12 protein-coding genes are annotated in these 12,226 nt (G+C 42.3%); 6 read left to right on the top strand and 6 right to left on the bottom strand.

Annotated features, from left to right (window positions below; translation table 11 throughout):
• The first annotated feature begins 12 nt into the window (after positions 1 to 12).
• Positions 13 to 975 carry an ABC transporter substrate-binding protein gene (locus ACXADT_RS04190; RefSeq protein ID WP_474833286.1) on the top strand — a complete coding sequence of 321 codons (963 nt, stop codon included), beginning with the start codon at positions 13 to 15 and terminating at the stop codon, positions 973 to 975.
• A gap of 153 nt (positions 976 to 1,128) precedes the next feature.
• On the top strand, positions 1,129 to 2,043 hold the full coding sequence (locus ACXADT_RS04185) for a zinc dependent phospholipase C family protein (RefSeq protein ID WP_474833285.1): 915 nt from the start codon (positions 1,129 to 1,131) through the stop codon (positions 2,041 to 2,043).
• 38 nt (positions 2,044 to 2,081) lie between these two features.
• Here the strand turns inward: ACXADT_RS04185 and ACXADT_RS04180 are convergent, their stop codons facing one another.
• Positions 2,082 to 3,368 carry an MFS transporter gene (locus ACXADT_RS04180; protein ID WP_474833284.1) on the bottom strand — a complete coding sequence of 429 codons (1,287 nt, stop codon included), beginning with the start codon at positions 3,366 to 3,368 and terminating at the stop codon, positions 2,082 to 2,084.
• Positions 3,369 to 3,495: 127 nt separating this feature from the next.
• On the opposite strand from ACXADT_RS04180, the gene ACXADT_RS04175 reads away from it, so the two are divergent.
• Complete coding sequence (locus ACXADT_RS04175) at positions 3,496 to 3,801, top strand: hypothetical protein (protein WP_270180517.1); 306 nt, start codon at positions 3,496 to 3,498, stop codon at positions 3,799 to 3,801.
• A 105-nt stretch (positions 3,802 to 3,906) separates the two neighbouring features.
• Here the strand turns inward: ACXADT_RS04175 and ACXADT_RS04170 are convergent, their stop codons facing one another.
• A complete protein-coding gene (locus ACXADT_RS04170) occupies positions 3,907 to 4,830 on the bottom strand; it encodes an NAD(P)-dependent oxidoreductase (RefSeq protein WP_474814695.1) in 924 nt (307 codons plus the stop codon).
• A gap of 36 nt (positions 4,831 to 4,866) precedes the next feature.
• On the opposite strand from ACXADT_RS04170, the gene ACXADT_RS04165 reads away from it, so the two are divergent.
• Positions 4,867 to 5,832, top strand: a complete 966-nt coding sequence (locus ACXADT_RS04165) for a YndJ family protein (protein WP_474833282.1) — start codon at positions 4,867 to 4,869, stop codon at positions 5,830 to 5,832.
• 259 nt (positions 5,833 to 6,091) lie between these two features.
• Positions 6,092 to 7,369, top strand: a complete 1,278-nt coding sequence (locus tag ACXADT_RS04160) for an IS110 family RNA-guided transposase (protein WP_474833280.1) — start codon at positions 6,092 to 6,094, stop codon at positions 7,367 to 7,369.
• Positions 7,370 to 8,051: 682 nt separating this feature from the next.
• Here the strand turns inward: ACXADT_RS04160 and wrbA are convergent.
• Both wrbA and ACXADT_RS04150 read right to left on the bottom strand, forming a co-directional pair.
• Positions 8,052 to 8,678 (bottom strand): NAD(P)H:quinone oxidoreductase, encoded by a 627-nt coding sequence (gene wrbA / locus ACXADT_RS04155; protein WP_270180519.1) that lies wholly within the window; start codon positions 8,676 to 8,678, stop codon positions 8,052 to 8,054.
• A gap of 150 nt (positions 8,679 to 8,828) precedes the next feature.
• The gene (locus ACXADT_RS04150) at positions 8,829 to 9,272 is read right to left on the bottom strand and encodes a MarR family winged helix-turn-helix transcriptional regulator (RefSeq protein ID WP_270180520.1); all 444 of its coding nucleotides are present in this window, start codon (positions 9,270 to 9,272) and stop codon (positions 8,829 to 8,831) included.
• Between the two features lie 216 nt (positions 9,273 to 9,488).
• Here ACXADT_RS04150 and ACXADT_RS04145 point away from each other — a divergent pair, with 216 nt between their 5' ends.
• A complete protein-coding gene (locus ACXADT_RS04145) occupies positions 9,489 to 10,220 on the top strand; it encodes an MBL fold metallo-hydrolase (RefSeq protein WP_270180521.1) in 732 nt (243 codons plus the stop codon).
• 32 nt (positions 10,221 to 10,252) lie between these two features.
• On the opposite strand, the gene ACXADT_RS04140 is transcribed toward ACXADT_RS04145, so the two are convergent.
• The gene (locus tag ACXADT_RS04140; RefSeq protein ID WP_474833279.1) at positions 10,253 to 11,242 is read right to left on the bottom strand and encodes an NAD(P)/FAD-dependent oxidoreductase; all 990 of its coding nucleotides are present in this window, start codon (positions 11,240 to 11,242) and stop codon (positions 10,253 to 10,255) included.
• Positions 11,239 to 12,198, bottom strand: a complete 960-nt coding sequence (gene msrB, locus ACXADT_RS04135; protein ID WP_474833277.1) for a peptide-methionine (R)-S-oxide reductase MsrB — start codon at positions 12,196 to 12,198, stop codon at positions 11,239 to 11,241. The genes ACXADT_RS04140 and msrB overlap by 4 nt, the downstream gene beginning before the upstream one ends.
• Positions 12,199 to 12,226 lie beyond the last annotated feature (28 nt).

Here is a 12,226-nt window from a genome sequence, read left to right as displayed (position 1 = left end):
GGGGTACAAGCTATGCTTAAAAAAGGATGGATGATTACGTTACTAGCAGTCATGATGATCCTTGCAGCTTGTGGAACTAACGGAGGAAATACAAATAACCAGGAATCAACAGGAGATGACTCTTCTGAAAGCTCAGAAACTCGTACAGTGGAACACGCAATGGGTGAAACCGAAGTGCCTGCTGAACCAGAGAAAGTCGTTATTCTAACAAATGAAGGGACAGAAGCTCTTCTTGCACTAGGTGTAACACCAGTTGGTGCCGTTCAATCTTGGTTAGGGGATCCTTGGTACGAACATATCTCTGAAGATATGAAAGACGTCGAAGTAGTTGGAACAGAAAGTGAAGTTAACCTTGAAGCAATCGCTGCTCTTAAACCTGATCTCATCATCGGTAACAAGCTACGTCAAGAAGCTGTTTATGATCAACTAAGCTCAATCGCTCCTACTGTTTTCTCTGAAACGTTGAAAGGCGACTGGCAAGAAAATTTTAACTTCTATTCAAAAGCAATGAACATGGAAGACAAAGGGAAAGAAGTTATGAACGCTTATAATGAGCGTATCGATTCAATGAGCTCTGATCTTGGTGAGCAACTAGACAAAAAAGTCTCTGTTGTTCGTTTCCTTGCAGGAACAACAAGAATCTACTATAAAGATTCATTCTCAGGTGTAATTCTAGAACAGCTAGGCTTTGATCGACCTGAATCACAGCAAAAAGAAGACTTTGCTGAAGAAGTAACAAAAGAACGCATCCCAGAAATGGATGGAGATGTCCTCTTCTACTTCACTTATGAAGCTGGAGATGGTGAAGCTAACTCAACAGAAGAAGAATGGACGAACGATCCATTATGGAACAACCTCGAAGTTGTTAAAGAAGGAAATGTTCATGAAGTGAGCGATGCTATCTGGAACACGTCAGGCGGCGTTATTTCAGCAAACAAAACACTTGATGACATCGAAAAAATTTTCTTGAAGTAATCTAAAACCCGGTCTGTGACCGGGTTTTTCATTTTTTATCAAGCTAGACAACCTTTGACAACCCTCCACAAATTTTTCTTTGCAAATATAGCAAGAAGACAGGTCTATCTCAGGTATAATAGAAGAAAGACTTCAATAGGAGGGGACATACAGATGCCGAATGTTTGGACGCATATCCTGTTCGGAGAAGATGCGATGACGGAATCCGGCCTGTGGAATTCGATCAAATGCCACCTCCCATATTTTCGCCTTGGAGCTCAAGGGCCGGACCCTTTTTTCTATCATAATTTTTGGCCATGGAAAGAAACACCCGTTCAAGAGATCGGTGAGGTTCTTCATAAAAAAGAGTGTGGTCCATTCCTCATCGATATGATCGAATACGGAAGAAATGGAGATGCGCGACTGCAGGCTTATATTCTTGGTTTCGTTACTCATCATATCCTTGACCGCAATACTCATCCTTACATTCATTATCGAGCAGGGCTTGAAGGAAACAAGCACCAACGTCTCGAGATCATCATTGATACACTCTTGATGAAAGAATATAAAGACATCGATACATGGAAAACACCCGTTTACAAAGAAATCGATATCGGTCCTTCGCTTTACACTCCTATCGAACAGATGCTTTCTGAGCTTGTTCAGCGATTTTATCCCGAGAGCGCAGCTCGTATGCCCGCTCGCTACATCGAGCAATCTTATCACGACATGGTCCTTGCACTAAGGCTCTTATTCGATCCATACGGCTGGAAAAACAAAGTGCTGAGGAAACAGGTGTCCTCTTTTTCATATAGGAAAAAAGTGGGCGATGAGGACTATCTAAATGAAGAAGGCAACGAATGGCTCCATCCTTCTGTGAAAGAAGAGAAGTCGAGCGCAACTTTCGAAGAACTTCTTGAACAGGCAACCGATGAGGCGACAACGATTCTCCCTCTCATTCATGACTATTGGCACAACGAGGAAAATTGTACGAGAGATTTAAAGGACCTGATCGGTAACCGCTCCTATGATACTGGGAAGGACTGCACGCTCCCTCTACCACTCAAACACTTTAGCCCGATCGTATAAAAAAACGCCTTTCCCCATTCATTGGGAAAAGGCGTTTTCTATAGGTGTATGCCTTCTTGAACCATCGCTTCCCTCGCTTCTGCTTTCCCTTTGTCGATATTCACCTTATGCAGCAGAATGATCCCTGCTATGAAAAAGAAGACGATCGAGAATATTCCGAGACGACTAGATCCGGTTAGCTGCCCGATAAATGCGAATAAGAAAGGTCCGAATATTGCAGAGAATTTTGCTGAGATTCCGTAAAATCCGTAAAACTCTGCATGACGATGCTCCGGCACCATACTTCCGAAAATGGAACGGCTAAGAGCCTGTGCTCCTCCTTGGACGAACCCAACCATAAAAGCAAGGATATAGAAATGGAGAGCCGTACTCATGAAGTACCCCAGAAAAACGATGACGACATATATCCAAAGTGAGAACAACAGCGCTTTTTTTGGCGTGATCTTCTTCGCCAACCATCCAAAGAAAAACGCACATGGTATCCCGACGAACTGAGTGATCAAAATGGCGGCAATAAGATCATTCGCATTGATTCCAATGTCGCGACCGTAGATCGTTGCCATTTTGATGATTGTCGAAATCCCATCGTTATATAGCCAGAAAGCAATTAAAAAGATTAGGAGATGTTTGTATTGATTGATTTCTTTGAACGTCGTTCCAACCCGTTTGAACCCTATGGTCAAATATGAACCATTTAATTGCGGCTGCGTCTTCTTCTCTTCTTTCACATTCTTGAACATGGGTATGGAAAAGAAAAACCACCACAATCCTACAGTCACAAAAGAGACCTGCGTCGCTACAAGTGTATTCGGTAAAAAGAACCAAGAAGGGTTTAATATCATCAATAGATTAATAAGAAGTAGGATCCCACCACCGATATACCCAAATGCATACCCTCTAGCAGATATCCGATCGATTTCTCCCTCTTTCGCTATTTCAGGTAGGAACGCGTCATAAAAGACGTTGCTCCCAGAAAACCCGATCGTCCCTAAAATGAGTAATAGAGATGCTAAAAGGTACCCACCTTCCCCAACAAACGCCATGAGTATGCTTGAAAGAATACCCATATAAGCAAAGAAGCGGAGAAATTTCTTTTTGGAATTTGAATAGTCAGCGATTGCACCGAGTAATGGAGCTAGAATAGCAACGATCAAGACAGCGATCGATTGAGAGTACCCCCAGTAAGAAGATGCTAGACTTTTGTCTATATTCTTAGCTGCAACATCATAGTAAAATACCGGCAAGACTGCTGCCATCATCGTTGTGGCAAATGCAGAGTTCGCCCAGTCGTACATCATCCAGCTTCGTACTTCCTTATTGTTCATATCGTTCCCTCCATCGGCTAGTTTGGGGTATTCCTAGCTATCTATGATATGAAATGATTAATTACTCTTGTCATGCCCATTTAGTCCGAGTACACTAACGGTAGATTAGGGAAACGGAGGGTTCTCATTGGACCGTAAAGACATAGAAAAAAAAGTAATTGAAAATTACCAGCGTGATGAAAATATGATGATTCTTGTATTTGCACAGTGGTGTGTAAATAACGATTTAAACCCTGAATCACTCTATGAAACGGCTTATCCTGATCAAATAAAAAACCCGGCACTAAAACAAAGTCTTGAACTGATCGTTGCAAAAGAAGAATCCGAGCATATACCTGATCAAACTGTTTTAAGTATCCTCTCTCTTTACGGAAACGACGATCTTGCTTACGTCGTTTCTGAAGAAATCGAACGAAAATCAAAGAAAAAATAACGCTACAACGATTATTTCCCTGAAAATACTAAACTCGTATCAGTATATTCGTTACTACGTTGAAACTTCCCTTCTCAAATATAGGAACCTGTGCGATACAGGTTCCTATTCATCTCGAAACAACGTAACGAGAGCGTGCGTGCCGTTATCTTCTCCTCCTCTTTCTGCTAAGTCTTCATACAATTTCTTAGAAAGCTCCAGTCCCGGCGTTAACATTCCCATCTGCTTTGCGGATTCGAGCGCAATGGTCATATCTTTTATAAAGTGCTTCACGTAGAAGCCCGGTTCCAACTGGTTAGCAATCATTCTTGGCGCAAGGTTACTTAAAGACCAGCTCCCTGCAGCCCCCGACTCGATACTCTTCAAAACCGTCCTAGGATTTAGCCCAGCCTTTTCAGCATAGACGATCGCTTCACATACACCGATCATGTTCGTAGCAATTGCGATTTGATTGCACATTTTCGTATGCTGTCCTGCTCCTGCTGGTCCCTGCAAAACAATATTTTCGCCCACTACGTTAAAAATGTCCTCAACTTGTTCGAATACTTCTAGTTCTCCGCCTACCATGATAGACAATCTTCCTTCTCTTGCACCGACATCTCCACCTGAAACAGGAGCATCGAGGGTATATAGCTTATTCGAGAGGCCGAGTTGATAGATTTCTTCAGCTAGAGCTGGACTCGATGTCGTAAAATCGATCAAAATTGAACCTGGACGTGCGTTCGAGATGATGCCTTGATCTCCAATATAAACTTCTTCCACATCACTCGGATAACCCACCATCGTCATGACGACGTCTGAAGCAGAAGCAAGTTCTGCAACGGAGCTTTGCCACTCTGCTCCCTCTTCTAACAGCTCGGAAGCTTTCTCCTTTGTTCTCGTGTAGACCAGCGTGCGATAACCTGCTTTTAGTAGATTTCGTACCATACTTTTACCCATTACGCCTGTACCAATAAAGCCTAGTACTGGTTTTTGTTTCTGAGAATCCATTATTTTCGCCTCTCTCTCCCATAAATTTCTTTCTTCTATCCTCTCTTCATCGTACACTAAAAGAGAGGTGAAATCATGATGAAAACAAGTAGTTTTGCGGGTCTATTTTTATGGGTCGCTTTTGTAGTAACAAAGCTCCTCACTACTCCGATCGATACGCTGCAGTATGTGATGATGCTCTTGATGTTTGCCTATCTCGTTCTCGTTCCGCTGACACTTCACTTAGTTCAGCAAAAGAAAAATATCTTTTATCGCTATGCAGCCAGACTGCAGCCTTTAGCTGCTATTTCAGCTGGTGCTTCATTCTTTTTAGAGCAAGGCACACTCGCTGTCATCCTAGCAGTACCGTGGTTAGTAACCACAATCCTCATCGCACTCTATGGGGTTAGCTTGGTCTTGCAAACGTGGAAGAAAATCAGAACCAATAGCGTATTGATTCAGCTCGGGCTTATGTATATTAGCATTGGAGGCTTTTGGCTCGTCCTGCACAGATCAGGCGTTCAAGTGCTACACTTTAGTGATGTGATCGTCCTGCTTACGTCGATTCATTTTCATTATGCAGCATTCGTCACACCGATCATGATGTCTTTTCTAGGAAAGCACTTGATTACATATGCACCAAACATAAAGCCGTGGTTTACAATTATCGCTGTTCTTGTTCTGTTAGGTCCGCCCTTCATTGCAGTAGGAATCACGTTCTCAAACACATTGCCAGTTCTTGAATTCATTTCTGTAGTGGAGTTCGTGACACCTTTGATCGTTTTTGCTGTCCTTTGTCTCGTATACCTCGTACCAAAGCTTGAGTTTTCCGTTCAGATGCTTTTATCGGTTTCATTCATGTCGCTTTTGTTTTCGATGAGCTCTGCGATGATTTACGGTTTCGCTCATGTGAATGAAACTGTTATTCTCGGGATTCCGCTCATGGTCTTCTTTCATGGCTTTGTAAACACGTTTGGATTCACGTTATTTGGACTTCTAGGAGTAACGGTCCTTCAAGAAGCAGATTCACTATCTACTAAAAGAACCAGCATCTCGATATGAGATGCTGGTTTGCAGTTTGTTAAGGAACCTAGAATTATGTTCACCCTACAACGTAGGAGTATGAAGACCTCTTGCTTTCCTGTGGACGAACGCCCGAGCCTCAAAGCGGACAAAAACCGTCCCCTCCGAGTCTCAAACGCCCGTTGGACCACGGGAGAATTCCTGTCAGAAAAGGAATCCTCTATTGCATACAAAAAAGCCCTCCGTTATGATGCATTCGTACCTAACCAAAGTACAATCATCAAAAGGAGGGCTCTTTTTGGATAATAAACGCAATCAACGATTAAATCAAGTGACAAATCAAACTCTCGTCATTGGCATCGACATCGCGAAACACACTCATTATGCGTGCGCAGTTGATGATCGCGGGAGGGAATTAAATCAACCTTTCAAGTTCAAACAAAGCGAGGATGGGTTTCATTCCTTGTATCATGAACTTCATAGCTTACTTCGGCAACATAAAGAAGATAAGATTTTAGTTGGATTTGAACCTACAGGTCATTACTGGCTAAATTTAGCTTCGTTTCTTTTAAATTATGATGTTCCTTTTGTGGTCGTTAATCCAATGCACGTCCACCGAACGAAAGAATTTGATGATAATCTACAGACAAAGCATGATAAAAAAGACGCAAGAATTATAGCGAAGCTCATTACAGGTGGCCACTTTAGTTTTCCTAGAATACCTGATGGCGTTGAAGCTGAATTAAGGACAGGATCTACGTTGAGATGGCAACTTAAAGAAGAACAAGCTAGATTAAAGAATCGAATGATTCGTTGGCAGGATCAATACTTCCCTGAATTTTCGACGGTCTTTAAAAGCTTTGGCCAGCTGGCTTGCGCCATCTTAAAACATACGCCTTTACCAGAAGATATCGTTGGAGTAAGTTCGAAAGAACTTGCGAATGTATATAAGGACAAGGCAGGCCTCTATGCGCCGTCTCAAAAGAAAATTGAGAAGCTACAGCGATTAGCTGAGCACTCTATTGGGGTTACGAATGGTATAGAGATGGGACGATTTGAAATAAATAGCTTGATGGATCGTTTTACCTTCCTCAAAGATCAGCTCGAAGAGTTAAATCAGCGCTTATCTGTATTAGCCCAAGAAATGACCGAGTTTGAGTACCTAGCCTCTATTCCAGGAATTAGCGAAAACACGGTTGTTGATTTACTTGCCGAAACCGGATCCTTTACACAATATGAAAATCCACGCCAACTCATTAAGCTAGCGGGATTAACATTACGTGAGAACTCTTCTGGTAAGCATAGGGGGCAAAAGAGAATATCCAAACGAGGGAGGAAAAGGTTGAGGAGTCTCCTCTACAAGGCTGTTCTTCCTTTACTTCAAAATAACCCTGTATTCTTTGATTTGTACTCGTATTATATTTCGAGAAAGGAAAATCCTCTGAAAAAGAAGGAAGCGATGGTTGTGTTATGCAGCAAGCTACTTAAGATCTTTTTCGGTCTTTCAAACCACCATGTATACTTTCAAGAAGATAGAATGAGGAATGACCTCCACTGTCTTAAAAACGTATCATAGCGACTACTTTTAAGCTCGATCAAACACATAGGCATGACACAGAGAAGCTGGCGCAGATCTTGACTTTCAACCTAGAGTTCATACGGGAGAATAATGCCGGCCTCTGCCTTATGATGAGACCTAACGAAGGAATGTAGACGCATGACGTCAAGAGACATGGGAGGGTTCGTCCTCATAAGCAAGCAGAGATTAAATGTGCACATATATATTTCTGTAAAAAAATTACATGGTTCAGCAGGTTAACACGTCATCCACTTCCTTATATTCCTAAATAAGGAATTCCCTGTAGGGACTTAGTTCCTACAGGGAAATTTAAAAAGATTTTTAACCCTAATAAACACTGGTACATCAACATTTCCGGAGGGAGTCAAGAGGCCTTCACTCCTACTAGAATACTATTAAACCATGTTAAACTTTCCGACCTATTATGCTAGCAAATTCTTCTCACCCTCATTTTGAGTTTGTATATTTATAAAAAACACCTTATAAAACCGTACCATAACGCTCTAAGGAAGTTCGACTCCTGCGGTGCGGGACGGATCCGCAAGAGCATAGGCGAGGAAGCTCAATTCCAGCCCCGCTGAAAGCCACCAACACTACTTTTCCTTATTCAAGATATCTCTGAAGACATTCTCAACAAACTGAAAACCAGCATCTCAGTATAAGATGCTGGTTTCGTCTTTTATATATTCTTTAATGCGCCAGCTACTTTTGCTACGCGTGCACCGAGTCTGCTAGCCATTGTTAATTCTACTTCTACAGGTGTTCTTGATCCATCAGCTCCTGCAACGGTCGATGCTGCGTAAGGTGAGCCGCCGATGCCCTCAGTCGTGAGCTGCTCTGGATTTTCACCATACGGAAGACCAACATAGATCATACCGAAGTGCATCAGAGGCACGAACGTTGTGACTGCAGTAGTTTCTTGACCTCCGTGAATGGATCCAGTACTTGTCACTACAGCTGTTGCTTTACCTTCTAGCTCACCATTCATCCAGAGTGAACCAGCAGAGTCAAGATACTGCTTCATTTGTGCTGGCATCGAACCATAACGAGTCGGGATGCCCCAAATGATGCCATCAGCCCAACGAAGGTCGTCATGTGTCGCTTCAGGAATGTTATCTTGTGCTTCCTGTGCATCAACGTATGGTTGCTGTGCAGACATCGCTTGTTTAACCGCATCGAATTCCGGAATTTTTACTAACTTTACTTCTACATCTCCAGCACCTTTGGCACCTTCAGCTACAGCTTGCACCATCTGATAAATATGACCATAAGCACTGTAATACGGGATTAAAATTTTTGTACTCATTACGAACACTCCCTATTAGAAATAAATTTTTTAAATCACTCGGACTCAACTATCTCTACTTCAAGATACTTTCCCTGCAAATGTAACTTTAAACATGAAATACACTCTAATTCAAGAATCTTTAATTTGAGATAAAAGGGCGAAAGAAGCTTAAAGCTTCTCCGCATAGTGACCTAGCTTCTTCATCAATGAGATGGCTGTTTCTTTTTCAGATTCATCTAGCCCAGCAAAAATTTTCTGAAGCTTCAACTCATGCTCAGGGAAGATGCGATCCATTAATGCCTTCCCTTCGTCTGTTACCACCGCATGTGTGATTCGACGATCATTCGGGCAAGGATTTCTTTTCAAATAGCCTTTAGATTCTAATTTATCTACCACATACGTAATACTTCCACTTGCAAGTAGGATTTTCTCCCCTATTTGTTGAAGTGGTTGACTACCTTTGTGATATAGAAGTTCCAATACTGCAAACTCTGTTGGATTTAAACCGTGATTTTGAATGTCCATCTTCACTTGATCGGTCACTGATCGAGTGGCCCTAGCCATAACAATAAACAGCTTTAGTGATAATTCTCTGTCTAATGATTCACTCATAATGTTCACCCTTATCAATCGTTGCTTTTATCTTGAATTCAAGATAATTATACAAAGGTTGGTATCCATTGTCAAGAAAGTCATAGATAGCTTTTCATGCAGTTATCGCTATACTAAATAGTAGAAGAACGAAGGACGTGATGAAACTTGCTTACCGTTACAACTCACAACGATGTTACTGCAATTAAAGGGTCTGTCAAACGCGGAGGAATCTCCATGAGCGTTTATCTTTACATGGTGGATCAGCTTCTTATCGATACAGGTCCTGCAAGGTTACACGATGAACTGAAACAGTATATTGAAAAACAACCGATCGATAAAATCATTCTCACACATCATCATGAGGACCATACTGGCAATGCACACCTCTTTAGTAAAGGTATACCGACCTACATTCATTCAACAGGGATACAGTACTGCGAGCAAAAGCCGAGCCTTCCTTTTTACCGTAAAATGTTCTGGGGAAATCGAAAAGCGTTCACCCCAACAATACTAGGTGATGAGATTCATTCAGAACACCATGCGTTCGATGTCATCCACACGCCAGGACATGCACCTGATCATGTGGTTCTTCTCGAGAGGGAGAAAGGTCTCCTTTTCTCCGGTGATCTATACGTAATGAGCAGACCGAAAAGTATTTTTGCATTTGAGTCGATTCCAGGTATTATCGATTCGATCGAAAACGTCTTAACGTATGACTTCTCTACGATGTTTTGCTCTCATTCCGGATATATACCTAACGGACGGAACCGTCTAGAGGAAAAGCTAACGTATTTAAAAACCGTGCAACATGATGTACTTAGAAAATACCAAGAAGGAAAATCGGCTTCAGAGATTCAAAAAGAGCTCTTTCCTTCTGCTCACGCTCTTAATTATTTTTCACTCTTTGAAAACTCTCCAAAGCATATCGTGACTTCGATCATCAAAGATAGCGCACAGACTGTATAATAAAAAAAACTGCCGAACAACGGCAGTTTTCTCTATGTTTCAATCAATCTTTTCATCAACTCGTCTGCAGCTGCAAGGCCTGAGCGCGCTGCGCTTTCTACCCTTGTTCTGCCCGAAGAGTCGTCTCCGTAAAGAAATGCGTCGCCTGCTACGATAACATCTTCTTCATCTGATACGGCGAGAAATGGTGCTGGATGAACGTTTTCTGCCTGCGCATATCGCCATTTCTTTATTTGGTATGCCGTAATCGTCTCAGGCCGAATAATCGTTGAGGTCAGGTTTAACAAATCCTCTTTGATCGTTGCGTCACTTTTATCATACAATGCTTTTGACCGCTCAGGCGTTGCATAGATGCTGATGATTCTCTCATTCGATATCCCTTTTGCATAGCTATCCGTCACCCGCTCAATTCCTTCAGATAAGTGAGTATCCTGATGACCTGAATGAGGAAGCCCCGTTTCTTCCTCTTTGTTCACCGTTAACAGCGCAACGACCGCAGGACTAAATCGTAAGCTCTGAAGAGTTTCCTCCGCCTCTTTACTCATCCGGAGGTCGCTTTGTTTTAAAAGCTGTGCCGTTTGTGGAGCTGGCGGGGTCATTAGGACCGCTCTTGCCCTTACTTCGCTCTCGTCCTCTGATCTTAGTACATACTCGTTATGTTGTTTTATGATGTGGTGCACTTTGAATTGAAGCTTCAGTGGAATGCCTTGGGATACGTTTTTCACAAGCTGGTTCATGCCTTCTATCCCTTTGTATCGAGCGTACTTCTCACCGAACCATCGTTCCACCCAGCCTTCCTTTCTCCACTCATCGACATGAGATTGAAACTCGGATGATCTTACTGTGAAAAATTGTGCACCATGGTCAGCTCTTCCACCATCGATTCGCCTCGTTGCCATTCGGCCACCGACACTTTTACTCTTATCGATTACAATGACAGAGAGTCCTTGCCCCTCCAATTTTCTAGCTGCAAGAACGCCAGATAATCCTCCACCTACGATTGCGACATCATATGTTCTCATTGAAACAACACACGATATTCGCCGTAGCCTTCTTCCTCTAACTGTTCTTTCGGAATAAACTTCATCGCTGCAGAATTGATGCAGTACCTGAGTCCGTTCTCACCTGGACCGTCATTAAACACGTGACCAAGATGGGAATCCGCTTCATTACTACGTACTTCCGTACGAATCATAAAGTGAATGAAATCCTTTTTCTCTTTTACAAAGTTTTTGTGAATCGGTTGTGTGAAGCTCGGCCACCCACATCCCGCGTCATATTGATCAGTTGAACTGAATAAGGGCTCTCCTGAAACGATATCAACATAAATTCCTTGTTTTTCATTATCATAGTATTCGTTTTGAAAAGGACGCTCTGTTCCATTTTTTTGCGTTACTTCATACTGGATATCGGTTAGCCGCTCACGAAGCTCATCGTCATTCTTCTGAAATGACCAGTTATTTTCGATGAATGCTTTTCTCCCTGACCCTTTTTTATAACGATTGTAGTGAGCAGGGTTCTTCTTATGATAATCCTGATGGTAATCTTCAGCAGGATAAAAAGGTTTTGCAGGAAGAATTTTTGTTACGATTGGTTTTGAAAAACGACCGCTTTCTTCTAGCGCTGTCTTTGATTGTTCTGCTAACGTCTGCTGGTCCTCGTTATGGTAATAAATTGCGGTTTTATACGTATCACCACGATCGAAGAATTGCCCCCCATCATCAGTAGGGTCGATTTGGCGCCAAAAGAGATCAAGGAGCTTACTATATGGGAAAATAGTAGGGTCATACGTAATCTGAACAGCTTCTACATGACCGGTCTCTTTAGAAATCACTTCCTCATAAGTTGGATACGGTTTTTCTCCACCCGTATAACCTGATACTACACTTTGAATTCCTGGCAGCTCATCGAACGGTTCTACCATACACCAGAAACATCCTCCGGCAAATGTCGCTACTTCACTTTTTGGGTTATTCATTCTCTACCACTCCAATACAGAGGATTTA

Source organism: Anaerobacillus sp. ABR4_321, assembly GCF_056158505.1.
This window is presented reverse-complemented; position numbering and strand designations above follow the sequence as displayed.